This window comes from Virgibacillus senegalensis, from assembly GCF_000821245.2.
Taxonomy (GTDB): domain Bacteria; phylum Bacillota; class Bacilli; order Bacillales; family Amphibacillaceae; genus Sediminibacillus; species Sediminibacillus senegalensis.
In genome coordinates, this window is sequence record NZ_LN611424.1 from 176312 (window position 1) to 201467 (window position 25156).

Genomic DNA, 25156 nt, shown 5'->3' on the forward strand with positions numbered 1-25156 from the left:
CAGGTATTTAGAACTATTTATGGCAAACAGAGTTGAAGGAGGCTGTCCTCGTTTAATGATAATGGTGGCCTAGCTAAAGGTTCCAGAGGCTTTAATAAGAAAAAAGCAAAAAAATAAAGCGAAGGTGCCGAGCCTTCACTTTAATCTGTAGCTTATTTTCTATCCTGCGTGCTATCGCAGTTCTTTAATATCTTCATCGGACAAGTCCTCATCCTCCATAAACTGGACGCAGAAGAACGAATAGTTATGGAAGCGACTGATTAATGATCGTTTACAAGGGGTATTTACAAGGGACAGTCGGTAGAAAGTGCCTGTAATGTTCAGGTTCAGTCCTACGTGGCGTTTGTGGTGTTTCCTGTTAACTCCTTGCAGGAAATTCGGTTGTATATGGAGAAAAAGGGAAGACAAGACTTAATTGCAAACACAAGGGCTCAATGGCTCCTTATTAGTACTTTCAAAAGCAAGGCGGAGCATCGAAAGGGGAATTATTCGTTTTGAACACCAAATACTTAGATTTACTAGCCCAGAAATATAACAGTGAAGAAAAAGTAGTTACAGAGATAATCAACCTGGAGGCAATCCTCAATCTTCCAAAGGGGACAGAGCACTTTGTCAGCGATTTGCACGGTGAATACCAAGCCTTCCAGCACGTATTAAGGAATGGCTCCGGCAAAGTGAAAGAGAAAATAAACGATCTGTTTGCAGAGGAGTTATCAGAGGAAGAAATCAATGAATTCGCGACCTTGGTCTACTATCCGGAAGAAAAGATAAAGCTAATCAAAAATAACTTCCAAAATCGACAAGAGTTAAATGAATGGTACACGCAAACGATCCGGAATATGATTGAGCTTATCTCATACGCTTCCTCCAAATATACGCGCTCAAAGCTCCGCAAAGCATTGCCTGAACAATTTGTTTATATTATTGAAGAACTGTTGTATAAGACAGATGAATTCACCAACAAGAAGGAATATTATACCAAGATCGTCCAGCAAATTATAACACTTGGACAAGCTGATAAGTTGATCATCGGGCTTGCTTACACGACGCAAAGGCTTGTCGTCGATCACCTTCATGTTGTAGGGGATATCTATGACCGTGGACCGGAGCCGGATAAAATCATGGAAACCCTGATTAATTATCATTCCATCGACATTCAATGGGGCAACCATGATGTGTTGTGGCTGGGAGCCTTTGCCGGATCAAAGGTTTGCCTCGCCAATATTATTCGGATTTGTGCCCGTTATAACAATTTAAACATCATCGAGGATGCATATGGCATCAATCTTCGTCCGCTTCTCAACCTTGCTGAGAAATATTACGATGACAACCCTGCTTTCCGGCCTAAAAAGCAGGCGGATGAAAAGCTGTCCGATTATGAACAATGGCAAATAACGAAAATCCACCAGGCGATTGCCATGATTCAGTTCAAGCTCGAAAGCCCGATTATCAAAAGGCGTCCGTACTTTAACATGTCCGACCGGCTGCTGCTGGAGAAAATCGATTATGACAAAAACGAAGTGACGATTCACGGGGAAACCTATAAAATCGAAAATCCATGCTTTGCCACGATTAATCCGGAAAATCCGGAGGAGCTGTTAGAAGAAGAAGCGGAAGTGATGGATCGTCTGCTTTTCTCCGTCCAGCATTCGGAAAAACTGGCGAGACACATGAAATTCCTGATGAAAAAAGGCAGCCTTTATTTGAAGTATAATGGCAACCTGCTAATTCATGGCTGCATTCCTTTAGATGAAGAGGGAAACATGGAAAGCATGACGATTGAAGGGAAAAGCTATAAAGGTCGGGAATTGTTCGATGTATTTGAGCGCCATTTACGCTATTCCTTTGCACACCCGGATCAAACCGACGATTTGGCAACAGATATGGTCTGGTATTTGTGGACAGGAGAATCCTCCTCTTTGTTCGGTAAAAGGGAAATGACTACCTTCGAACGCTATTTCATCAAGGATAAAAAGACCCACAAAGAGCGGAAAAATCCTTACTACCATTTACGGGAACAGGAAGAAATCTGCCGGAAAATCCTTGAGGAATTCGATATGGATCCGGATCAGGGACATATAATCAATGGACATACCCCGGTAAAAGAAATTGAAGGGGAAGATCCGATTAAGGCAAATGGAAAGATGATTGTCATTGATGGAGGGTTTTCCAAGGCTTATCAGCCAACGACGGGAATCGCTGGGTACACCTTGTTGTATAACTCCTACGGGATGCAGCTCGTCGCCCACAAGCATTTTAATTCTAAAGAAGAAATCATGCAAAATGGAATGGATGTCCTGTCCGTAAAGCGACTGGTCGATAAGGAACTGGAAAGAAAGAAGGTCCGGGAGACAAACATCGGCAAAGAGTTACTACAGGAAGTATCGATTTTGAACGATCTGTTGGAATATCGGTATTTGAAATAAAAATTGTATAGGTCCGAAAACCCCCCTTTTTTGAAGAGGCCACTGAAAAACTGAAGGTCTTTGAAAAGTAGAATTTTAAAAAAAGCGGTCTGTATGGAATCTGATTTCCATACAGACCGCTTTTTATCTAAGATAATTGACGGTCTATCATCGAATCCCTCCCCATTATGTATTCCTTTCATTGTACAAGGAAAGAGTGACTTTCTTTTAGAATTCAAAGTACCCTCTGTTGATTCTACGATGAGTATTAGGTGGTGACCCTTGCGGGAACAGCGCGAGCCGAAGATCCACTTGGTTAAGTGATCTTCTTGACCAAGTTAGCTGAGGCCGTGCCCGCGGCAAGCATCCACCGATAAGCGATTCGTGAGAATCAACAACAACCTTTAAAATCTCTTCTGGATAGAAAGGACTTTTTCAGTGGCCTCTTTTTGAAAGGGGTTTTTGTTTATGGTGAAGAAATAGAAATGATGGAGAAGTGATGAGTTAGGAGATATGGCTTGTTTTAAAATTCCTCCGAAGGGATATACAATCTAAAGAAATGGGAACAAAAGGAGGAATGGATGCATGAAATCACTAGAAGAAGCATTAAATCATAAAGTTGGGCTAGGTACTGCACCTTTAGGCAATATGTTCCGGGAAGTGCCGGAAGAAGAAGCGCTAACTACCATCCAAACGGCTTGGGATCAGGGCGTGCGTTATTTTGACACAGCACCGTTCTATGGCTTCGGTTTGGCAGAAATGCGTGTTGGCGAGGTACTATCCCAGTATAATCGTGACGACTATGTCATTAGTACCAAAGTGGGACGCTACGTCACGGAGGAAAAAGAGGAAAAAGAGGGCCTTTTCGAATATGCCCGGAACAACAAGATTGTCACCGATTATACGGAGGAAGCGACGAAGCGGTCGATAGAACAGAGTTTGGAACGGCTGAAGACCGATCGTTTAGATATGGTATTTGTTCACGATGTTTCTCCTGACTTTCATGGGGAGGAGTGGACAGCAAAGTTTGAAGAGGCACGAAAAGGCGCTTTTCGCGTCCTGACGCAGCTTCGTGAAGAAGGAGTTATCCGCTCGTGGGGACTAGGGGTCAACACGACAGAGCCGATCGAATTGGCGATGATGCTGGAGGAAACCCAGCCAGATGTATGTTTGTCGGCCACACAGTACACGCTTTTGCAACATGAGCAAGGGTTGCAGCGGATGATGCCTACAGCAGAAAAGAAAGGCATCGATATTGTCGTCGGCAGCCCGTACAATTCTGGTGTATTGCTTGGCGGCGACCACTATAACTACGAAAAGGCAGGCCCCGAAATCTTGGAGCATGTAAACCAACTAAACAAAATTGGGGAAAAATACGATGTACCTTTAAAAGCGGCAGCTCTTCAGTTTTCTACTGCCCATCCTGCTGTCAAAGCAGTGATTCCCGGCTCTACGCATCCAGGCAGAATCAAAGAAGACATCCAGATGATTCAACGGGATATTCCACAAGACTTCTGGAAGGAATTAGTGGAAAAAGGCTTTGTTTCCGAGAATGCTCCGTTGCCCGACTAAAAGGGCAACAATAGGCAGCATGACGTTTCTAAATAGGTTTTTAAAAAAGGAGCCCTGGATTTGGGCTCCTTCCTTTTTGCGCGGGTATCTTAACGATAGGGATTTCCGGGAATCTTGCATTCCAGTCTCCCCAAAGTTCCCTCAAGGACGCTAAGAGGTGTCACATCAACGCCACTCTACTATCCCATTCAAGTCTTCATAAATATGGTGTGGCTTCTGGTTTAACTCCTCGACTGGCGACTGACTGCGGTTGATCCAGGCCGTTTGAAATCCAAAGCTTTTTGCGCCGCTTATATCCCATCCATTGGAAGACATAAAGAGCACTTCCTCCCGTTCAACCCCTAGAACATTTAAAACATGGTTATAGGATGCGGGTGAAGGTTTATATTGTTTTATGTCATCGACACTGATTATTTCATGAAAAAGTGGTGCTAAACCAGAATGGTGAATAAGAGGTTCCAGCATATCCCGGGAGCCGTTGGAGAAGACAGCGAGCTTCTTATGCTTCATTTGTTGTAACACTTCAGGAACTTCCGGGTAGTAAGATAGTTTTTCATAAGCATCCAGAAGCTGCTGCATGTGAACTTCCTGAAAGGAAAGGTTCAATGTTTTCAAAGCATAGCGCAAAGAGTCCGTGGTTATTGTTTTAAAAGAAGCGTATTGTCCCATTAACTGACGTAAAAAGGCGTACTCCAATTGCTTTTGGCGCCACAACTTGCTGATTTCTTTTCCTTTTCCTTCAAACAGCTCCTGGCACTTTTCTTCTACGGAATGCACATCAAATAATGTGCCATATACGTCAAATACGAGTGCTTTTGTTTTTGCGGTAGGCATCAACATGGTCTCCTTTCCCTTTGTGAGTGATTATTTAAGCTTTTCCCTATATATTGTATCATTTTCCGAAGCGCTTTATTATCGGGGCGTATCCTATACCACATTGACTTTCCTCCATCGGCTCCCTTATATTATCAATAAATATTTAAATCTTTTGATAATAATGATAAACTAGAAATGGATTAAAATATTTGGAAAAGATGTGGAACTTTGTTGTACCTTTCATGCAATTGTAAACGCCTTCGCAGGAGTGACTACATCTTTAGCAAAACGTTAGGGAGTTTGAAGGTAAAATGAGCAAATCATATACGAAAGCAGACGTTATCTTAATAGGCGCAGGAATTATGAGTGCAACGTTGGGAACGTTGCTGAAAGAGTTGGCACCGGACTGGAACATTCGTGTTTTTGAAAAGCTCGATAGTGCAGGAGAGGAAAGCTCGAACGTATGGAATAATGCGGGAACGGGTCACTCGGCGCTGTGTGAGTTGAACTACACACATGAAAAACCAGATGGTACAATTGATATTTCGAAAGCTATTAAAGTTAATGAACAATTTCAGGTTTCTAAACAATTTTGGTCTTACCTTGTCAGCAACAATCGCATTGAAAATCCACAGGAGTTCATCATGCCGTTGCCCCATATGAGTCTGGTACAAGGGCAGAAAAACGTGGAATTTTTAAGAAAGCGTTTTAAAGCAATGGTTGAAAATCCATTGTTTGAAGGGATGGAGTTTTCCGAAGATCCGGAGTTACTGAAGGAATGGATCCCGCTCGTTATGGAGGAGCGGTCTACGGATGAACCTGTCGCAGCAACGAAAATCGACACGGGAACGGATGTCAATTTTGGCACGCTGACCCGTAAAATGTTCCACCATCTTGATAGCAAAGGGCTCGAGATAAATTATAAGCATCGTGTAGAAGATATTAAGCAAACGAGCGAAGGCGTTTGGGAAGTTAAAGTGCATGATATCGAGAACGAAAAAATAGAATACCATACTGCAAACTTTGTTTTTATCGGCGGTGGAGGCGGAAGCCTGCATTTACTTCAAAAAACGGGTATACCGGAATCCAAACATATCGGGGGCTTCCCGGTCAGTGGATTATTCATGGTATGTAACAACCCGGAGGTCATTGAAAAGCATCACGCCAAGGTTTACGGCAAAGCAAAGGTGGGTGCTCCACCGATGTCTGTACCGCATCTTGACACCCGGTTTATCGATAATAAAAAGTCGCTGTTATTTGGACCTTTTGCCGGCTTCTCGCCAAAGTTTTTGAAAACCGGATCGATGCTTGATTTGGTTACTTCTGTTAAACAGGATAACCTGGCCACCATGGTGGCTGCTGGTGTCAAGAACGCTACTTTGACAAAATACTTGATTGAACAAGTCATCTTGTCGAAGGAGAAGCGAATGGAAGAATTGAGAGCGTTTATTCCGAATGCAAAAAGCGAGGATTGGGATGTGGTCACCGCTGGTCAGCGCGTGCAGGTTATCAAGGATACGGAAGGCGGCGGAAAAGGAACACTGCAATTTGGCACGGAGGTTGTAAGTGCGGAAGATGGTTCGATTGCTGCTTTGCTTGGAGCATCACCTGGTGCCTCTACAGCTGTATCTGTCATGCTAGAGGTTATCGAAAGATGCTTCCCGGAGCATCTCAAAGAATGGGAACCGAAAATCAAAGAGATGATCCCTTCCTATGGAGAACCGCTGTTAACGAAACCAGAGTTGATTCGTGAGATTCATGCTTCTACGAATGAGGCATTGGACTTAAACGATCAGGCATATGCCTATATAAAATAATGAAAAAGGAAGTATAAATGGCTTAGGCTGTTTATTGCTTCCTTTTTTTATGGGAAAAACTATATAACATATTTAAGTAAAAATCCCGCAGGTCAAAGAGCAGTTGAGATTGTCTTTTAGATTGCTGTCATGAAGTACATGGGAGGGACATAACAACAAATTCAGCCGGGGATTTTGCTTGCTTCGTAGCATGGAAAGAAGCAAGTAAAGGTCAGTGATTTTTGGTATTACTACCACCCCTCTGTAATATACATCAACTTTCACCACCCGTTTACTCATCAATTTGACTATCAATCAAAGTAGCATTCTCGAAGTTCACTTCCTCTTTTTCTATTGGAGTAGGCTTTGAGCCTGTTTCGGCACTTACATATGCACCGAGAAATAGAATGCCACTACAAATTAAGCCAGTAATAAATCTCTTTTTCACAAACAACGTCCTTTCGTCTATACTCATTAATTTGGAGTTTTCGGGATGCCACACGATTTTCGTTATAAACGCTTTGCACATCCTTAAACCTCTCTACTATATGCAGTTGTCATTATTTCGTTTGGGCTCTAGCTTGATCTTTTTCAGTTGGCTCGACAGCCAGCTATTTACTATCGATTTTCTTCAAATAAATAAGCAGCAGGATTGTGTGCTGGCAGGCGCGCTTTTACATGCCAGCGAAAAGATTGGCTTGTTGCTCAGTCTCGGGATAATTGTCGTCATATTTGTATGCTACAAGGTTTCCCGTGTATCCTCTAAAAAACCGGACCGCGGGGCATAGTCCGCAAATACACCCCAATATTCTCTCCTTAGGAAGCTTGGGTCCGTTGAGAGAAAGTCTATGAGAATAGCGGAACAATCCAAGGTGGGATGAATTGCAAAAAATGTGTGATCTGCATACCGGATTGCCTCTAAAGCGAGGGGAAGTTCCCTCCGGAACACCTCGTCCCGAACAGCCGCCGATAGCTGACCGTCCGGCCCGTCGACTTGAACAAATGCGTGGAAAGCAGCGGAACCATTCCATTGCACCCACGTTCCCATTACCTCGTCCCGTATTTGGTTGATTTTATCCCAGGCAAAATTCGTTCCGATGGTGACAAAAAGTTCACCCGTACTATCCGAGTGTGTAAGAGTATAAAAGCGCGGATAGAAGGGAGAGGTGGGGGTCACTCCACTTCTGAACTCTACGGAGAGCTTTTCGGGGTTTAATTGGCTCACTATCTTTCACATCCTTGGGTTCTATTGCTTTACCTTATGCGGGGATTGAAACCTTTGTTCAGGATGTTGAATCACTAAACGGGAGTGCATCACAACGAATGAGTGAAACATGTTAAAGAAAGAGGAGTCTCCGGGTACTTCCTTCGCTGGTAGGGTTTATCTGAATTTGGTTAGGAATACCACATGTTAGATTTTAGTACTTCTTCACCCTTATTCAGAATTCTTTCTTAAGCGGCGGAAAATGCGACACTCCTGGGGGAAGAGCAGCTTCCGAAGACCCCGCAGGGAGTGCACTTTGCTCACGAGGAGGCTGAGGTGCTGCCCCCGGAAAGGGAGTGTTTTCCGCAGCGCTGCACGCACACTCCACTTCATTAGTCCGAGTGAGAGCTTTATAAAAATAGATTTTTTATTAGTTTGCAGTTTTTATCAAAAGTGTAAAATTTGAATAGCAACAAAGCCTGCGAAAAGAGCCTAAAGAAACAGCCCTGATACCAATGGAATCAGGGCTTGTATTCACAAGGACTCTTTAATGATTTTTTTGTAATAAAGGAAGGAAAGAAGGCCGAATATGGAATAGAGTAACGTGTACAATCCCATCACGATAAACATCGGCGTCCAAAGCTCCGTACCGAAGAAGAACCAGCCGGATTGTACGGCGAAATAGCTATGCAACAAGCCGACAATTAACGGGATGCCGAAATTGAAAAGCTGTTTACCGCGAATACCTTTAGCTAAATCCTTCCGGGTAAAGCCTAATTTTCGCAGAATCGTATAGCTCGGTTTTTCTTCTTCGCTTTCCCCCATTTGCTTAAAGTAAAGGATGCAGCCGGAAGTAACCAGGAAGGTCAATCCTAAGAAGCCGACAATGAACATGATCAATCCCATGCTCTGTTTTTGATTAAGCGTAGATTGATAAAGGGAGTAGTTTCCATTTTCATCGCTCATGTTCATGGCTTGGAAAATGTCATTTGCTTCCTTAGCCTTCTCTTTCTCTTTTAACATGATGCCGATATAGGTGGATGCTTCATGTTGCAACTCCGGATCAACATCCTGCTCCAATTGCTTATATGTTGTGCGATCCACGATGGCAGTAGGCAAACCGCCTACAGTAAAATAGTTGGATATTATCTTTTCCTTGGAAAGTCCGGCATAGCGCAGGAGTAATTCCTCGTTCTTTCCGTGGATGGTGACATTGCCCTTTCCATCCAGATTGATCATTTTTTGTAGTGCGTCATTATAACCGGTAAATAGCGTCTCGTTTTCCGTCATGTCAATTCCTTCGACCTCTGTATCGTTTATAACCGGTACCAACATTTTCCCATCGCCTGTATGGAACTCTTCCAAATGGGTGTCCGTTATATCGGTGATGTCTGCTTCAGCCACCAGGACCTCGATAGCTTTTTCGCTGTAGGCTATGTTTTGCTCCGCCAACCTGGAGGTGAAGAACTCTGCATCCTCTTGACTAACAAAGGAAAAATCGTCCGGTGACATGGTTTCTGCTGTTTTTTCGGCTGAATAATAGGAAATGTACGTCAAGGACAATAAAGCAATCGCCAATGCCGACACGGTTGTAATAATCGTGAGCAGCAAGGCATTCGATTTCATTCGGAACATGATCGACGATAAGGACAGGACATCGTTGATATTCAAATAGCCGCCTTTGCTTTTTCGGATGATATTCGCCAGAAAGCGGACGGATCCTTTGTAAAAGAAGTACGTGCCGATGATAACCGAACCCAGGATAAAGAGCATAGCCATATACAAACGCGTAATAGAATTGAAGTCTCCATCAAACAATTTTGACGAAACATAATAACCTGTTGAAATCAATCCGAGACCTAAAACTCCCATCAACATTTCCAGGATAGAGATTTTCTTCACTTTTTCTTCTGTCCGTGATTGGACACGGAATAACGATAAAATGCTTTGCCTCCTGATGAAGAGATAATTCGTGAGCATGATCAACAGATAAATTGCACTAAACACGAGCAGGGTTTGACTGAAAGCTTGTGTTGAAAAATAAAGATTCGCCACAGAATCGATTCCGGTTATTTTGAACATAGCCATCGTCATCAACTTGGAAACCGAGAATCCGAATGCGATGCCGACTAGCAGAGAACCGAAATAGATCATTAGATTTTCTACACTAAGAATCCGGAAAATCCGGTGCTTCGTCATTCCGATCAGTTGAAACAGCCCGATTTCCTTGCTGCGCCTTTTGATAAATAGATTGTTTGCATATAAAACAAAGACCGAAACAATGGCTATTAGTAAGAACGAAGCGGCACGGACCGCTGCCCCGCCCTTTATTCCCGACTTCATCTCAGTCATTGCCGGATCATACTGCAGGGTGACAAAGGCAAAATAGAGAGCCACACTAAAAATCAAAGCAAATACATACAAGTAGTAGTTTTTTAGATTCTTTTTCAGGTTACGGAAGATCAATTGATTAACGCTCATATTGGACCCCGCCAAGTACCCCTTGGGTTTTCATGATATCCTTTAAGAAGGTTTGCCTTGTCTGATCTCCTTTGTTCAACTGTGTATAGATACTGCCATCTTTGATGAAAATGACCCGGCTGCTGTAGCTTGCTGCCACTGGATCATGCGATACCATCACGATCGTTGCTTTTCGTTTTTCATTCAAGTCGCTCATTTTGGACAGTAAGTCGGAGGCTGATTTAGAATCGAGCGCTCCTGTCGGCTCATCGGCAAAAATGATACTAGGTTCATGAATGAACGCCCGCGCAGCGGATGTTCGCTGTTTCTGACCACCGGATATTTCATTCGGATATTTGTCCTGTATATCCGCTATCCCTAATTCATCAGCTACCGCTTTGAAGCGTTTCTTTGCCTCCTGTTTGGACACGTTTGAGATGGATAGTGGTAAAAGGATATTTTCTTTGACCGTCAATGTATCGAGTAAATTGTATTCCTGAAAAATAAAGCCCAAGTGATGTTTCCTGAATTCTGCCAGCTGTTTGTCTTTTCGTCCGGTAATTTCTTCCCCGTTTATTTTAATCGTGCCGTGGCTGACCCGGTCGATCGACGAGAGGACGTTGAGCAGGGTTGTTTTTCCGGAACCGGATGCCCCCATTATCGTGACGAACTCACCGGTTTCGATGGCTATATCTATACCGGTCAATACTTCTTGTTTAGTAAATTTATTGCCATAGCTTTTATAGATTTTCGTAGCTTCCAATACATTCAATGTTACCCCTCCAATGCGTTGTTAGCTTTATTTTATAATTTCTGGTTTTCTTAGTCCTTTCAATCTGCGAACAAAATAACAAAGACATGTGACACTTTTGTCACATGCCTCGGATTTTTACGAATTCATCCGGGTCCGGGAAAGCTAAGGTGAAGACAGAGCCGCCCCCAGGTTCAGAGTCGACAAGGATATCGATTTTCAACATGTCTGCAGCCAGCTTTGACAAGTATAACCCCATCCCGGTCGCGGCATTGTCCTGGTGCTGTGTCGTGGAAGTGAAGCCTTTGTCAAAAATGCGAGGAAGATCTTTTGCTTCAATCCCTCTGCCGTTGTCGAAGATTTGCAATTGTGACTGGCCGTTTTCTTCCCTGCTTTTGACGATGATTTCAGAGGAAACGTCGCTATATTTAATGGCATTTGTCAACAACTGACGGATGATAAAGGAAAGCCATTTTGCGTCGCTCAAGACTGTGGTAACTGTCAGGTCGACGTCCATTCCAATCCGCTTTTGCATGCACCAGGAGCGCAGGGCGTTTATTTCGCTAAACAGAAGTGGCTCTAGCACAATCTCTTCCATATAGAGGTCGTTTTCAATGAAAGGAATCCGTTTATGGTGAAGCTGTTGATCAAGCAGTAAGTGAATGCGAAGCCACTCGTTTTTCAGTTGTTGTTTTAACTGCTGGTCCTCTATCCGGTCAATGATTAAATGCATGGTCGTCATCGGGGTTTTTACCTCGTGAATCCACGAAAGCAAATCATCTTTTTCCTGTTCCAGCAATTGTTGATTAGTTGAAGCGTCTTTTTTCAATTGTTCGATCGGTTCGATAATGCTGTCGACGACAAGCCTTTCAAATGGAGTAGATGGTTCTGGAAGGCTTGTTACATCGAGATTATAATCCCGTTGCTTAAGCTCTTGGAAAAACCGCGATTCTTGATGATAACGGACGATTAAAAAAACGAGAAAGATAACTAGGGAGAGAAACACAAAATAGACGATAGAAGAAAATCGGATCGTTGTATCAAGGTAACCGATAATCAAGGCAAGCAGCTGTACAAACAAGAACAGGATAATCCAGCTTGCACGTTCTCTTAAGAAGCTTCCAATCATAAGGAGGCCTGCTCTTTTGCCACATAGCCTTGGCCGAATTTTGTTTCAATCAAGTCGCCCATTCCCAGCTCGCCGAGCCGCTTCCGTAATCTGTTCACATTTACGGTTAACGTATTGTCACTGACGAAACGCTGATCATCCCACAAGCGGTTGATCAATTCCTCGCGGCTGACTATTTTGTTTTTCCGCTCGATTAGCAGTTTTAATATAAACATCTCATTCTTGGTCAGTTCTACCATTCCGGAATCATTACTTACCCGGTTTCGCTCCAGGTCGATTGTTGCCCCTGCCCAGGTCTTTAGTTCATTTATATCATTGCTATAGTTATACACCCGGCGTAAAATGGCCTGGATTTTGGCAATCAGTACATCGAAATGGAATGGCTTCTGAACAAAGTCATCAGCCCCAAGATTCATCGACATCACCATGTCTGTCGGATGGTCACGGGAAGACAAGAAAATGATTGGCACGTTGGAATGCTCACGGATCATCCGGCACCAGTGAAACCCGTCAAACTTGGGCAGCTGTATATCGATAATAACTAATTCAGGCTGCACCTCTGTAAATACTTCCATCACCCGTTGAAAGTCTTCGATACCATAAACGTCATAAGACCATTGATGCAGACGGTCTTTGATTTCCTGAAATAAAGATTTGTCATCTTCGATCAGCAGAATTTTGAACAACCTAATCACCACACTTTTTTATACTCTACGAAAAGTATAGCATGCTTTCTTCTCGATTCTCTCTGGAAAATCAATTTCATCTAGGAGTATTGCTGCATTTTTGGAAGGATGAAAGCGAGTCTTTTTACAAGCCTGACAGCAGCTTGTATACTATGGTAACGCAATATGGCGTATAGATTCATTAAGAGAGTAATGTAAAAAAGTATACTGTTGTGTTTTATATAGGAGGTAGGGACTTATCATGGGACATGTTTGCGATAGAGAGTTCAACTGTGAGAAAGAGCTGACACTTTCCGTGATTGGTGGAAAGTGGAAAATGATTATATTGTGGCACCTTGGCAATGAAGGAACGAAGCGATTTAACGAGTTAAAAAGGCTTATCCCGGGAATCACGCAAAGAATGCTGATCACGCAGCTGCGTGAACTGGAGTCGGATTTCATTGTACATAGAGAGGTATATCCGGAAGTACCTCCGAAAGTAGAGTACTCATTGACCGCGCAAGGCGAGTCCCTAATGCCTGTATTGGAAAGAATGTATGACTGGGGAAAAAGATACAAGTCATACCTTGATAAGGAAGTTCCTGGCTCGATTCATATCAAAGAGGCAGCCAAATAACAGCAGACCAAAGTGGTGAAACGTCATTAGTTTCGCCACTTTTTTGTTTGGCAAGAGTAAAAACAAATGTTGCAGCAGAAGATAAGAGGGGTGATACAGTATAGTTTTTATCACTATATGAGGGAAAAGTGCGTACTTATGAGATGCGTGGAAATCCTTTAAACTGAAGGAGAATACATCATTACATGCAAAGGAGCCAGGGTAGATGAAATTACAATTAGCTTTAGACTTAGTAAATATTCCGCAAGCCATTGAATTGATCAAAGAGGTAGAAGAGCATATCGATATCGTGGAAATCGGTACTCCGATTATTAATAGTGAAGGACATCGCGCAGTTCGTGAAGTAAAAGAAGCATTTCCTAATTTGACAGTGCTTGCAGATGTCAAAATCATGGATGCTGCTGCTTATGAAGTGGAACAAGCTTCCAAAGCTGGTGCGGATATCGTGACGATATTAGGTGCAGCAGAAGACAGTTCCATTAAAGGAGCGGTGGAAGCGGCAAGAAAACAAGGGAAAGAAATTCTTGTCGACATGATCGCCGTAAAGGACATTAAAACACGCGCCGAGGAACTAGATACACTTGGTGCTGACTATATTTGTGTGCATACAGGATATGACCTGCAAGCAGAAGGAAAGGATTCATTCGAAGATCTTCGGACCATTAAGCAAGTGGTCAAGAATGCCAAGACGGCTATTGCCGGCGGTATTAAGTTGGAAACACTGCCAGAAGTGATTGAAGCACAGCCTGACCTGATCATTGTCGGCGGTGGTATTACAAGCAAAGTTGATAAAAAAGCGGAAGCTGAAAAAATCAAACTAATGATGGAAAAGGCGTGAACGCGTAAGATGCGCACGGCGGCTTATACAGAAATAATTCTCGATGAACTCAAAACTACATTGCAGTCTGTGAACGATGAACAGGTAGAGCATTTGGTTAATGCCATTTTGAACGCTGATAAGGTATTGGTAGCAGGCGGCGGCCGGTCAGGATTCATGGGTAAATCCTTTGTGATGCGGATGATGCATCTTGGTCTTGATCCATACGTAGTCGGTGAAACGGTAACGCCAAATTTACTTCCGGAGGATCTATTCATTGTCGGCTCCGGCTCAGGCGAGACGAAGAGTCTGGCAGCGATGACAGAGAAAGCAAAGGACATTGGCGCGACCGTTGCAGCGGTAACGACAAACCCTGAATCGACCATTGGAAAAATTGCTGATATTACGATCGAAATCCCGGCACAAGCAAAGGCCGACAGTTCTAGCGGCAAATCGATTCAACCGATGGGATCGTTATTTGAGCAATCACTGCTTGTATTGTTTGATTCTGTTATTTTACGAATCATGGAGAGAAAAGACATGCAATCCAGTAAAATGTACGGAAGGCATGCCAATTTGGAATAGAAAAAGATGCAAGGTGCCAGAGACATACTTTTGGCGCCTTGTTCTTTTATCTCTCTATTTACTGGAGATGGCCTTTTCTATTACAAGTAAACGCATCAGCACCCGCCTTAGGAGTCTGCGCTAAAATGTAAGCCCTTTAGTATACAAAATAATAATTTTTTTCTGAATATTGTATTTACTTTCTCTGTAAAAATGTTAAGATTGTTCATACTCTACTAGAATTTCAACAGGAGGATGGAACATGGTTACGTTTTTCGCAGCACTAATCTTGCTTATTCTTGGCTATATGTTTTATGGAAAGTTTGTGGAACGTGTTTTCGGTATCGATGATCGGACAACCACCCCAGCTTATACGAAACGGGACAATTTAGATTACGTTCCGATGAGTTGGTGGAAGGGGAACTTGATTCAGCTTTTAAATATTGCCGGACTGGGACCGATTTATGGTGCAGTGGCTGGAGCACTGTACGGCCCGGTGGCGTTTATATGGATAGTCGTGGGTAGTATCTTTGCCGGGGCCGTTCATGATTATTTTTCCGGAATGATGTCGCTCAGACACGGGGGTGCCCAATTTCCTTCGTTGGTAGGACGTTATTTAGGTAAGCCTGCAAAAGTATTTATCAACGGACTTTCGCTAGTGTTGATGCTGCTTGTGGCTGCTGCTTTCACTGCAGGGCCTGCACAGCTCATTTCTCAAATTACGCCGCTTAGCTTTATCGTGGCATTGGCAATCATTTTCGGTTATTTCTTTTTAGCTACAATCCTGCCGGTTAACCGGATTATCGGTCGGATTTATCCTTTGTTGGGAGCAATCTTGTTAATAATGGCTGCGGCAGTGGGCATTGCCACCCTGTTATCGGGAAAACCGATGCCGAACCTTACCATGGCCAATCTCCATCCAGGGGACCTGCCAATATGGCCGTTGCTCATGGTCACGATTTCCTGTGGTGCCATTTCCGGGTTTCATTGCACGCAAAGCCCGATCATTGCCTGCACCACCAAAAAGGAATCAGATGGACGTAAAATCTTTTATGGGGCCATGATTATCGAAGGGGTCATTGCTTTGATATGGGCGGCTGCTGGAATGACATTCTTTAACGGTACTCCCGGTCTTTCGGAAGCACTGGCCGCAGGTGGCCCGTCTGGTGTGGTAAATGAAATCTCCACCTCCTTGTTGGGTACCGTCGGTGGGATTCTGGCTATATTAGGTGTGATTATTTTGCCGATTACAACTGGAGACACGGCACTTCGTTCATCGAGAATGATTGCCACGGACATATTGTCCAAGTTCTATCGGATGGACAAGAAGTGGAAAATATTACTCGTAGCGATTCCGATATCTATCCCGGCCTTTTTCATGGCGACGATCGATTACACCTTCTTATGGAGATATGTAGGCTGGACCAATCAAGTCGTAGCCACGGTAATGCTCTGGACGGGTGCGATGTATTTGCTGAAAAATTTCAAGCTGCATTGGATTTGTGGCATTCCGGCCGTGTTTATGACAGGGGTTGTCTGTATGTATATATTCTATGCACCGGAAGGCTTGAACCTTGATTATCAGCTATCCGCTATTATCGGTGCTTCGCTTACCTTTGTAGTCATCCTTTGGTATGCCGGCCAAATCATCAAATATCGCAGTCTCAAGCAGAAAAGCGCCCAATACCATCTTGCCTGATCAAGAGCGTCTTCCAGAAACGGAACTGGAAGGCGCTTTTTTAGCTGCATTGGTTTCCGTTCATGAAATTAGGCCGTTGCCAAACGGATTCTTGATATTTTTGTTAAGACTTTTCCCAAATCGTCATCAGCTTGTTAGCGTGGTTCTAAGGTTTTATTTTTCGGCATACCATAAACCGTCTATCCCTTTGAAGGACATGGAATCGGAGATGTGGGAACAGTTGTTTTTAAACAACGGCTGAAGAAGAAGGGATACAACTTTTATAGATGGCAAGTGCTACCGTAGTGCTGAAGGATGCCTTTTGCTTTAAGAAATGCTACAAAGGATTTATTCAACTTTTGGCGAATCGTAGTAGTAGGAAGCAATAGTGAAATATACATGGTAGGCACACAGGAGGTGGTCGATTGACCCGGTTGAAGCGCGACGGTTTAACCATTCATTACCAGCACTTTGAATCGGAAGACCCCTATGCCAACGAAACGCTGGTTCTCATTCATGGAATCGGATTGGACATGTATTCATGGGATTTCGTCCTTCCTTATTTCCGCCAGCATTATCATATTTTACGCTACGACCTCCGGGGGCATGGTAGTAGTGATGCAGGAAGCGAGAAAAGAACCATCGATTTGCTGACGGAAGATCTTATTTTCCTGATAAAGAAACTTTCAATAGAGACCTATCATTTGATCGGACAGGGTTTTGGAGGATTGATCGGAGTTAACATAGCAGGACAGCGGCCTGCCCGGTTAAAGACATTGATCTTGTTCAGCGTCCCTCTCCATTATCCAAAACAGATGGGGGAAAGGGTCACCGCTCAAAGGCGACAGTTGGTCGAAGGGCATGATTCCATGTTAGCCATGGGCAAGAGGATTGTTGATAAAATTTGCTATAAGCCAACGGAGACCAAGGCTGCCACCCTGTTGAACGCTTATAAAAAGGTGTCCCCACAAGTATATTTTGAATTGTTTCATACCGAATTTGGAAAGGAAGGCGTGAAAAGTCTTCGCAAGGCAAAGGTTCCCATCTTGATTTTATCGGGTTCAGAGGACATTATATTCCCTCCTCAATTGTCCAACGCAATTCTGAACTTTCATCCGAATGCAAGGTGTTATACCGTGCCGGAGGCTGCATTCATGATTCAAATGGATCAGCCGAAATTAGTTACCGACTGGGTTAATGGTTTTATCAAAAGACATCACCAATCCCCTGCTTGTGTCAGTTTGCTGGATTATGATTATCAAAAGCTCCTGACTTCGGAAATGTATTCCGAGATAAGGGGTTTGATGCAAGATTCAAACGAACCCTCCAATCAGGCAAATCGCCTCCTCGTCAATACGATACATGGCTTTTCTGCCTATTTGAACGGAAACCGGATATTTGAAGGCTGGGGAAAGCGTAAAGCAAAGCAGCTTCTTGTTTACTTAAGTATTCAGCAGTCGGCCACTAGAGAAGAACTCTGTGATATATTTTGGCCAGAAGCAGGATTGGACAACGCTAGAAACCGACTTCGCGTGGCGCTGCATCATTTAAAGCAGCTCCTGGAAAAGAGTGAATTTGCCCATGACGGTCCCATTTTGATAACGGACAGGGAGCATGTATTTTTACAGGCAAACGTGAATTCCGACTTACAGAGCCTTATTGATAAAATCCGAATGTCGACTGCCTTGCAAAGGGATGAAGAAAAAGTGGAAGCATTCAAAAAGTTGCTTTCCGATCGAACCCACAATATCATGCCGGGTTTATATGAGGATTGGTTTCTTGATATGAGGAGCTGGATCGAGAAGCAGTGGGCCGATATGTCGCTGTATTTGGCTGACTGGTTTGAGCAAAAAAAGGATGTAAAAGCAGCTGCTTACTATTTAAAAATGTCCTGTGCGTATTATGAAGAAGATGAAGAGTTAAAAGACAGGCTTCGTCAAGCACAGCGTCATTCGTTTAAAAATGAGTACCCATAAGGATTTGTTAGCACTGCCCAGGAATGGCAGCCTTTTTTTGAAAACCGTTCATTAATTGGAATAACAGCAGTTTTGGGCGGGCATTTCTCCATTTTCGCAGCCTATGTAATGAAGGTGTAATGGAGCATCAAGTATAATCATAGTATGAAAATCGGGGTATGGATGCTCATTCATGCTGCTTGCCCGATGAACTCAGATAAGGGCAAACCTATTGAAAGATAGGGACGCAAAGCCACAGGTCTTCTATTGGAAACAATAAAGACGGCTGGGCCGCCTGAAATACGCTTGTATTTTAGGAGGGAGTTATCGTGGAGGGTTATGAAAAGCTTGATCAGGAATGGGTAGACTTGATGGTGGAGGCTAAGGAATTAGGCATTGGATTAAAAGAATTGCAGGAATTTTTACAGAGCGGTTTTTATGAAAAGCAGCATGATGGGAAACACCTGAAGCGGGCAATCCTGATAAGCGATTGGAGAAACATTTCTGAATCGAAGAATGTAAAGATCCGGTTATAGGCACGGTACATAAAAAACGCTTGGATATGAGCTGAACTGACCCAGCAAAACGGGACAAGAAAAAACACCTATGCTGCTATAGTCCTGAATTCTACAGGACTGTGGCAGTTTAATTTTGAAAACGGTCGTATGTAGTTGTAATAATACATGTAAGATTCTACTTTTTCTAGTACAATAGAGTTTGTAAGGAGCACTCTATTTTGAGTGTTGAATTCTTCCGACTTTAGCGAGGAATGGAAGGATTCGATTACGGCATTATCAAAGCAATTTCCTTTTCGGGACATGCTTGTGGTAATGCCTTTTTCTTTAGCCAGTTCCTGAAAAGCATAAGAGGTGTACTGAGCACCCTGGTCACTATGCAGAATAACTTCATGAGTTTCTCTTCCTTTACAAGCAGCTTCTAATGTATCTAACACAAGCTTAACATCTTGGGTGTCACTAACTTTATAGGCCATGATTTCGTTATTATACAAGTCCATTATGGTTGATAAATAAAGCATTTTTTCTCCATAAGGCAAGTAAGTGATATCTGTAACCCATTTTTGATTAGGTCGGTCCGTCTTAAAATCCTGTTTGAGAAGGTTTGGTACCACAAACTTGCTTTCACCAGCAATGTAAACCTTTCTTTTCACTTTCACTTGGCATTGAAGGTTATACTTTTGCATGATTTTTTGTACTGTCTTTCGGTTCACCATCATTTTGTAATCATTTTTGAGAATACCCCTTACGTTTCGATGTCCCACCCTAAATGAAAGACTTTGACAAATACCTATAACTAATTGATGGAGAAGGGGCAACTCAGCTGATATCCTCTCCTTCCAACGATAATAAGTTGACCTTGGAATCTTGAAGCATTCACAAATAGTAGTGATCGTGTATTTCTCTTTATAAGCTTCTACGACTTCAACGAATACTTCTGGAACCACTTCCTTTCGATTTCTTGGTACTTTCCCGACAATTCATCTCGCATTTCATAATACTTCACTTTTTTCCTTAACTGATTTATTTCACTATCATCATCAGGCCCTTTTCCAAAAGCATATTGTTTTCCAATTGGTTGAGCCAACCTGTGCTCCTCTCCATTCCTAAACCATTTCGTCCAGGTTTTGATCTGTGTCTCATTTTTAATGCCAAACTTCTCCATAATCTCCTTGTTCGTGAGTTCTCCAGAAAGCTTTAAGCGTATAACTTCTCTCTTGATTTCTTCAGGATAAACCATCTTCTTTCCCATAACAAAAACACCTCCAAATGTCGATAAATACTTTTATACGACTCTGGGGGTGTTTTTTCCTGTCTCATATTATTGGGTCACTCTAGAGCATATCCAAGCGTTTTTTGTTATTGCGTGAAGCAAAACGGATGCAATCAGGCTGTCTGGGAAAGAATATTTTTTTGCTCTAATTGCGTTTTTGCTGCATCATCGGCAGGTTTGTATCCTTTTTCGATAAGCTCTTTTATGTAGATTTTGTTATAAACAAATGAAAATACTACCCCGCTTATCCAAGCTCCTATTCCCAGGGTAAACGAACCGAGAATAGCTTCAATAATGAACATAATAGCCGCCCATTTTAAATCTCCGCGGAATAATGCCGGGAAAAAACCGAAAAAGAAAGTTGTCCAGCTAAAGCCTAATTTGACTTCTTTTGTTAAACCTGCTTCATTTCGAAGTGTTACTTTCATTTCACCTCATCCTCTCCAATAGTTAAAATAGAGTAAGAATGATAATAAGAAAAAAGAACTATAAATTCGACAATTTTTACTCTATTTTTCTAATAATACTACATTTTACCTATGATGTTAATCATTATTTTTGATTTCTTTCAAGGAAAATAGAGCATATAAGAAAAGCTCCAAATACTTTGGTGATGAGCGGTTTTCCCGAACAAACAGAGCATCCAAAATCTCTTCCAGATTTTCGCTCCATTTGCTCTTCCATTCGATATGATCACTCCCGGATACCTTCTATCTCTAATATGCTAAGGCTATAGGCAAGGGTTTACAGCCTTTTTCGTCCCTGAAGTGCTTGTTGCGCTTGCTCTACCAGTTGGCTGACGATTTCTGCTGCGGGTAAGTCCTGTGCAAGCCGGTACCCTTGGCCAGCCCACAAAGCCATCGCTTCCATGTCGCCAGCTTCCGCAGCTGCTTTTCGTATCGGCTTCGTCATGTAATGGACAAACGGATAAGCTGTCGGGGCCGAATCGCCGTATTGCAAGATAAAATCATTAGTAATCCCCCTGGCACGTCTTCCGGTAAAGGCTCTTGTCACGGTGGTGGAAGAGAAGCGGTTATCTTTAAGTGCCTGCTTGTGAAGTTGTTTTGCGCCACTTTCCGGGCAGCGTAGAAATGCTGTTCCCAATTGGATGGCTTCTGCCCCAGCTGTCAGCAATGCAGCAATATCTTGACCATGCATGATGCCTCCTGCGGCAATCAAGGGGAGATTTACCTGCTGCCGGACGAGACGGAGTAAAGGGAGAAGGGAAAAGTCTTCAGCATCATCGTTGTTTTGAAACGTGCTGCGGTGGCCGCCGGCTTCTATCCCTTGCAGACAGAGGGCATTCGCGCCTGCCTGTGCCGCCTTTACTGCCTCCTGAGGCGAGGTAACGGTGATAATGATGTAACTACCGTTTTTCTTCAATCTGTCCAGCACATTGGAATCCGGGCAGCCGAAGGTGAAACTGACAACTGGGATGTGCTCGTCGATTATTACTTCAAGCTTGTTGTCCCAGTCATCGTCATCGTTCCTGGCTTCTCCTGGGGAAACAGCTAAACGCTTTGCTGTGTTTTCCAGTCTTCCTGCATAATCACCGAGTATTGCTGGTTCTATCGTATCATCGCTCGGAACAAAAAGATTAACCCCAAAAGGACTGCTTGTCAGTTTTCGCGTTTGCTTGATTTCTTCCCGCATTTCTTCAGCCGTTTTGTATCCGGCCACAAGGAAGCCGAGTCCACCTGCATTTGACACGGCAGCACTAAGTTTGGGGTTTGCCGTGCCACCCGCCATGGGCGCCTGGATGATTGGATACGTATAAAAAGTAGCCAAGGTCATAAGAAAACCTCCTGTTTTCAGAACTGGTCATCTATTAATTTCTCTGTCTAACGAGAAATCCCTTTTCTTCAGAGAGAGGTTTAGATGATTTCCTTTTCTAAGTTCAAATTCGCTTCTAAGGAGAGAACAGGCAAGTTCTGAAAACTTATTTATCCATCGATTGTGGTTTTCGCTTTTTTTTCGTCGGTTTTATCAATGACCGACGTGCCGACCAAATCACCTGTCACGTTCAGAGCTGTACAGCCCATGCCGACCAGTGCATCGATAGCTGTCAGTAATCCGACTGCTTCCAAAGGCAGATTCAGTTGGGCAAAAACAGTGGCAATCATGATAATCCCGGCCCCAGGGACGCCTGCTGTACCGATTGAAGCTAGCGTTCCAATCAATACAACCTGAACCATATCCGTTATGCTTAGCGGGTCACCGGCTATATTTGCAGCAAACACGGCGGATACGGCAATACGGATGGCAGCACCATCCATGTTAATGGTCGCCCCGAGGGGAAGACTGAAACCATAAAGGCTGCGGGACAATCCCAAATTTTTGGCTGCATGTAAGGTTAACGGCAAGGTCCCTGAACTGCTTTGCGTGACAAATGCCGTAAGCATCGGCGTACGCGCTTGTGAAAAAAAGCTGCCTGGCGAAACTTTGGCCGCGAGCAGGAAAACGACATAAATGCCGAGGTGGACAAGCAAAGCGGTATAAAGCACGGCTACTACATTGCCTAGTTCCAGGAGCGTGTTCAACCCCTGACTGCCGACCGTGTTTGCGACGATTGCAAAGATACCGATTGGCACGTATTGCAGTATAACGTTCATAATGGCAAGCGTCGCTTCATTCAATCCGCTTATCACCTGATAGACGCTTTCGCCCAATTCCCCATAATTTGTTGAAGAACGGAGAGAAGAAATGGCTATTCCAAAAGCAAAGGCAGTAAAGATAATACCGAGTAAATTGAGTTCCGTGAACGCCGTCACGATGTTTTCCGGAACGATGTTCAACAAAACACTTGCGGCGCCAGGATTATCCGGCACCTCAACTGCTTCGCTGTTTCCTAGTGTCATACCGGTTCCTGGCTGGAATATGCTTGCGACAGTGATACCGATGACGATTGCAAAGGCAGAGGACACCACGTAATAAAGAAACACTTTTCCGCCCATTCTTCCGAGGTTGCCTGGTTTGGTTTGATTTACGCCCACAATTAAGGTAAACAAAACAAGCGGAATGATCAGGAATTTAAGCAGGCGGATTAACAGGTCGCCCAAGGGAGCCAATGTTTCAGCCTGGCTTCCAAAAACGATTCCCACAATCGAGCCAAGGATAAGGGCGGCAGTTATTTTAATAATCAAAGACGTATGAAGATAGCTTTTCCATATTTTTTTCATCAAACGACTCCTTTGTTTCTATTATTATTCACATTAGATTACTAGGAATTCATGTTCATACCATACAGGACATACAGGAGGGAGTCAAAAGCCTTGTTCCTATAAGGAATGGAGATGGGAACAAGCCAAGGAATGAGTAAAATATCGTAGCAAAATCGGTGCAAGATGTGGTACCGGAAGCTTTTCCCTTTCGCATTTATATAAACCCCGCTTGCTACATGGCGCTACATTGAGTAGTATGGTGATAGGGAAAATTATTGAAAGCTATTGAAATGAGGGTAATAAATGAACAAACAATCCATTTATGGATTAACTTTTGATCAACTGACGTCTTGGCTTACCGAGCATGGCCAGCAGAAATTTCGTGCCAAGCAGGTTTGGGATTGGCTATATAAAAAGCGGGTTACTGCTTTTAAAGATATGAAAAATTTGAATCAGGATTGCATTGAATTGCTGGAGGATCATTTCGTCTTGCAAACGTTGAAACAGGCAGTCAAGCAGGAGTCCAAGGACGGGACGATCAAGTTCTTGTTCGAGCTCCAGGATGGCAACTTAATTGAAACGGTATTGATGCGGTTCAATTATGGACTTTCTGTCTGTGTCACTACACAGGTAGGGTGCAATATCGGCTGTACGTTCTGTGCCAGCGGCTTGTTGCGGAAGAACCGCGACCTTTCCAGCGGAGAAATTGTCGAACAGATCATGAATGTCCAGCACCACTTGGATGGTGCGGGGAAGGACGAACGAGTAAGCCATATCGTTGTCATGGGTATCGGTGAACCGTTCGATAACTATAACAATATGATGGACTTCTTCCGGGTGGTCAATGACCAGAAGGGATTATCCATCGGCGCAAGACATATTACCGTTTCCACCAGTGGTCTCGCTCACCGAATCTATGACTTTGCGGATGAAAACATTCAAATCAATTTGGCTGTTTCTCTCCATGCGCCAAATAACGAGTTGCGCACGAAAATCATGAAGATCAACAAGGCATTCCCATTGGAAAAGCTGATGCCTGCTGTCGATTATTACCTTGAAAAAACAAACCGGAGGATCACCTTTGAATACATCCTGTTAAGGGATGTCAATGACCATAAAGAAGAGGCGTTGGAGCTTGCCAAACTGTTGAAGGACAAACGCCATTTGTCCTATGTGAACTTGATTCCGTACAATCCGGTTGATGAGCATAATCAGTATCAACGCAGTACCAAACAAGCGATCCTGGACTTCTATGAAACCTTGATGGACCAAGGTATCAACTGTGGTGTTCGCGTGGAACAGGGCTCCGATATCGATGCCGCTTGCGGACAACTTCGAAGCAAACAAATCAAGAAAGACAAAGCGAAAGCAACCGTGTAAATAGGATGGAAATGATAGAGCCCGTCGGACCCCGGCGGGTTTTTCCTATTCTGAACAGCATAAAAGCACTTTGTCTGGTGGGAAAGCGTCGAAGAGACTTAAACAGCGTTAAACATGTGGCTGATCAATCTGCCTATCCCTCTTACTAACCAAACCACCAGCCTTCCGGTGAGCATGAAAATTTCCGGAATCCATGTTAATAGTTTCAACACATCGGATTTCTCATATTTTCCTTATTTTTTCTTCTCAACCATTAATCCCTCCATGAACTTTTAAATCTGGGTTTACTAAAGAATGCGCCAAGAAGCAACATAAATAAACCCGCCACAATCCCGATAGCGCCCTGGCCAATTACAGTAAAGACGGTACTGCATATGG

22 protein-coding genes and 1 riboswitch are annotated in these 25156 nt (G+C 43.4%); of the genes, 10 read left to right on the top strand and 12 right to left on the bottom strand.

The window, feature by feature from the left end:
* Window positions 1-494 precede the first annotated feature (494 nt).
* Both BN1067_RS05180 and BN1067_RS05185 read left to right on the top strand, forming a co-directional pair.
* Window positions 495-2426: a fructose-bisphosphatase class III gene (locus BN1067_RS05180; protein ID WP_053217832.1), complete on the top strand. Its 1932-nt coding sequence runs from the start codon at window positions 495-497 to the stop codon at window positions 2424-2426.
* 564 nt (window positions 2427-2990) lie between these two features.
* On the top strand, window positions 2991-3977 hold the full coding sequence (locus tag BN1067_RS05185) for an aldo/keto reductase (RefSeq protein WP_053217834.1): 987 nt from the start codon (window positions 2991-2993) through the stop codon (window positions 3975-3977).
* A 165-nt stretch (window positions 3978-4142) separates the two neighbouring features.
* Here the strand turns inward: BN1067_RS05185 and BN1067_RS05190 are convergent, their stop codons facing one another.
* On the bottom strand, window positions 4143-4811 hold the full coding sequence (locus BN1067_RS05190) for a haloacid dehalogenase type II (RefSeq protein ID WP_053217836.1): 669 nt from the start codon (window positions 4809-4811) through the stop codon (window positions 4143-4145).
* Between the two features lie 293 nt (window positions 4812-5104).
* Here BN1067_RS05190 and mqo point away from each other — a divergent pair, with 293 nt between their 5' ends.
* Complete coding sequence (gene mqo / locus BN1067_RS05195) at window positions 5105-6610, top strand: malate dehydrogenase (quinone) (RefSeq protein ID WP_053217838.1); 1506 nt, start codon at window positions 5105-5107, stop codon at window positions 6608-6610.
* Between the two features lie 271 nt (window positions 6611-6881).
* Here the strand turns inward: mqo and BN1067_RS05200 are convergent, their stop codons facing one another.
* The 6 genes from BN1067_RS05200 to BN1067_RS05225 all read right to left on the bottom strand — a co-directional run bounded on the left by BN1067_RS05200 (window position 6882) and on the right by BN1067_RS05225 (window position 12819).
* On the bottom strand, window positions 6882-7037 hold the full coding sequence (locus tag BN1067_RS05200; protein ID WP_199868471.1) for a hypothetical protein: 156 nt from the start codon (window positions 7035-7037) through the stop codon (window positions 6882-6884).
* A gap of 291 nt (window positions 7038-7328) precedes the next feature.
* Window positions 7329-7814, bottom strand: a complete 486-nt coding sequence (locus BN1067_RS05205) for a staygreen family protein (protein ID WP_053217841.1) — start codon at window positions 7812-7814, stop codon at window positions 7329-7331.
* A 513-nt stretch (window positions 7815-8327) separates the two neighbouring features.
* Window positions 8328-10274, bottom strand: coding sequence for an ABC transporter permease (locus tag BN1067_RS05210; RefSeq protein ID WP_053217842.1), 1947 nt, complete (start codon window positions 10272-10274; stop codon window positions 8328-8330).
* Window positions 10264-11025, bottom strand: a complete 762-nt coding sequence (locus tag BN1067_RS05215; RefSeq protein WP_053217843.1) for an ABC transporter ATP-binding protein — start codon at window positions 11023-11025, stop codon at window positions 10264-10266. The genes BN1067_RS05210 and BN1067_RS05215 overlap by 11 nt, the downstream gene beginning before the upstream one ends.
* A 100-nt stretch (window positions 11026-11125) precedes the next feature.
* Window positions 11126-12133, bottom strand: coding sequence for a sensor histidine kinase (locus tag BN1067_RS05220; RefSeq protein ID WP_053217844.1), 1008 nt, complete (start codon window positions 12131-12133; stop codon window positions 11126-11128).
* Entirely contained in the window at window positions 12130-12819 is a 690-nt protein-coding gene (locus BN1067_RS05225; protein WP_053217845.1) for a response regulator transcription factor, read from the bottom strand. The genes BN1067_RS05220 and BN1067_RS05225 overlap by 4 nt, the downstream gene beginning before the upstream one ends.
* 241 nt (window positions 12820-13060) lie before the next feature.
* Here BN1067_RS05225 and BN1067_RS05230 point away from each other — a divergent pair, with 241 nt between their 5' ends.
* The 6 genes from BN1067_RS05230 to BN1067_RS05260 all read left to right on the top strand — a co-directional run bounded on the left by BN1067_RS05230 (window position 13061) and on the right by BN1067_RS05260 (window position 18985).
* Window positions 13061-13435: a winged helix-turn-helix transcriptional regulator gene (locus BN1067_RS05230; RefSeq protein WP_053217846.1), complete on the top strand. Its 375-nt coding sequence runs from the start codon at window positions 13061-13063 to the stop codon at window positions 13433-13435.
* Between the two features lie 205 nt (window positions 13436-13640).
* Window positions 13641-14273 carry a 3-hexulose-6-phosphate synthase gene (gene hxlA, locus BN1067_RS05235; RefSeq protein ID WP_053217847.1) on the top strand — a complete coding sequence of 211 codons (633 nt, stop codon included), beginning with the start codon at window positions 13641-13643 and terminating at the stop codon, window positions 14271-14273.
* A 9-nt stretch (window positions 14274-14282) separates the two neighbouring features.
* On the top strand, window positions 14283-14837 hold the full coding sequence (gene hxlB, locus BN1067_RS05240) for a 6-phospho-3-hexuloisomerase (protein ID WP_053217848.1): 555 nt from the start codon (window positions 14283-14285) through the stop codon (window positions 14835-14837).
* Between the two features lie 241 nt (window positions 14838-15078).
* The gene (locus tag BN1067_RS05245; protein ID WP_053217849.1) at window positions 15079-16515 is read left to right on the top strand and encodes a carbon starvation CstA family protein; all 1437 of its coding nucleotides are present in this window, start codon (window positions 15079-15081) and stop codon (window positions 16513-16515) included.
* A gap of 404 nt (window positions 16516-16919) precedes the next feature.
* Window positions 16920-18470, top strand: a complete 1551-nt coding sequence (locus tag BN1067_RS05255; protein WP_053217851.1) for an alpha/beta hydrolase — start codon at window positions 16920-16922, stop codon at window positions 18468-18470.
* 191 nt (window positions 18471-18661) lie between these two features.
* Window positions 18662-18748, top strand: a riboswitch (cyclic di-GMP riboswitch).
* Between the two features lie 30 nt (window positions 18749-18778).
* Complete coding sequence (locus BN1067_RS05260; protein WP_053217852.1) at window positions 18779-18985, top strand: anti-repressor SinI family protein; 207 nt, start codon at window positions 18779-18781, stop codon at window positions 18983-18985.
* A 68-nt stretch (window positions 18986-19053) separates the two neighbouring features.
* Here the strand turns inward: BN1067_RS05260 and BN1067_RS05265 are convergent.
* From BN1067_RS05265 to BN1067_RS05280, 5 genes are all read right to left on the bottom strand, one after another.
* Window positions 19054-20216 (bottom strand): IS3 family transposase gene (locus tag BN1067_RS05265; protein WP_110943291.1). Its coding sequence is split into 2 segments (ribosomal slippage): window positions 19054-19940 and window positions 19940-20216, totalling 1164 coding nucleotides; the frame shifts between segments, so codons are not numbered across the junction.
* Between the two features lie 134 nt (window positions 20217-20350).
* Window positions 20351-20665, bottom strand: coding sequence for a hypothetical protein (locus BN1067_RS05270; RefSeq protein ID WP_053217853.1), 315 nt, complete (start codon window positions 20663-20665; stop codon window positions 20351-20353).
* A gap of 124 nt (window positions 20666-20789) precedes the next feature.
* On the bottom strand, window positions 20790-20921 hold the full coding sequence (locus BN1067_RS20385; protein ID WP_267893597.1) for a hypothetical protein: 132 nt from the start codon (window positions 20919-20921) through the stop codon (window positions 20790-20792).
* A 60-nt stretch (window positions 20922-20981) separates the two neighbouring features.
* On the bottom strand, window positions 20982-22031 hold the full coding sequence (locus tag BN1067_RS05275; protein WP_053217854.1) for an NAD(P)H-dependent flavin oxidoreductase: 1050 nt from the start codon (window positions 22029-22031) through the stop codon (window positions 20982-20984).
* 149 nt (window positions 22032-22180) lie between these two features.
* Window positions 22181-23416 (bottom strand): dicarboxylate/amino acid:cation symporter, encoded by a 1236-nt coding sequence (locus BN1067_RS05280; protein ID WP_053217855.1) that lies wholly within the window; start codon window positions 23414-23416, stop codon window positions 22181-22183.
* 285 nt (window positions 23417-23701) lie between these two features.
* Here BN1067_RS05280 and rlmN point away from each other — a divergent pair, with 285 nt between their 5' ends.
* A complete protein-coding gene (gene rlmN / locus BN1067_RS05285) occupies window positions 23702-24778 on the top strand; it encodes a 23S rRNA (adenine(2503)-C(2))-methyltransferase RlmN (protein ID WP_053217856.1) in 1077 nt (358 codons plus the stop codon).
* Window positions 24779-25156 lie beyond the last annotated feature (378 nt).

Coding starts and splice junctions, on each gene's coding strand:
- BN1067_RS05185 (WP_053217834.1), top strand. CDS start 2,991: ATGAAATCACTAGAAGAAGCATTAAATCATAAAGTTGGGCTAGGTACT.
- BN1067_RS05190 (WP_053217836.1), bottom strand. CDS start 4,811: ATGCCTACCGCAAAAACAAAAGCACTCGTATTTGACGTATATGGCACA.
- mqo (WP_053217838.1), top strand. CDS start 5,105: ATGAGCAAATCATATACGAAAGCAGACGTTATCTTAATAGGCGCAGGA.
- BN1067_RS05210 (WP_053217842.1), bottom strand. CDS start 10,274: ATGAGCGTTAATCAATTGATCTTCCGTAACCTGAAAAAGAATCTAAAA.
- BN1067_RS05220 (WP_053217844.1), bottom strand. CDS start 12,133: ATGATTGGAAGCTTCTTAAGAGAACGTGCAAGCTGGATTATCCTGTTC.
- BN1067_RS05230 (WP_053217846.1), top strand. CDS start 13,061: ATGGGACATGTTTGCGATAGAGAGTTCAACTGTGAGAAAGAGCTGACA.
- hxlA (WP_053217847.1), top strand. CDS start 13,641: ATGAAATTACAATTAGCTTTAGACTTAGTAAATATTCCGCAAGCCATT.
- hxlB (WP_053217848.1), top strand. CDS start 14,283: ATGCGCACGGCGGCTTATACAGAAATAATTCTCGATGAACTCAAAACT.
- BN1067_RS05245 (WP_053217849.1), top strand. CDS start 15,079: ATGGTTACGTTTTTCGCAGCACTAATCTTGCTTATTCTTGGCTATATG.
- BN1067_RS05270 (WP_053217853.1), bottom strand. CDS start 20,665: ATGAAAGTAACACTTCGAAATGAAGCAGGTTTAACAAAAGAAGTCAAA.
- BN1067_RS20385 (WP_267893597.1), bottom strand. CDS start 20,921: ATGGAAGAGCAAATGGAGCGAAAATCTGGAAGAGATTTTGGATGCTCT.
- BN1067_RS05275 (WP_053217854.1), bottom strand. CDS start 22,031: ATGACCTTGGCTACTTTTTATACGTATCCAATCATCCAGGCGCCCATG.
- BN1067_RS05280 (WP_053217855.1), bottom strand. CDS start 23,416: ATGAAAAAAATATGGAAAAGCTATCTTCATACGTCTTTGATTATTAAA.
- rlmN (WP_053217856.1), top strand. CDS start 23,702: ATGAACAAACAATCCATTTATGGATTAACTTTTGATCAACTGACGTCT.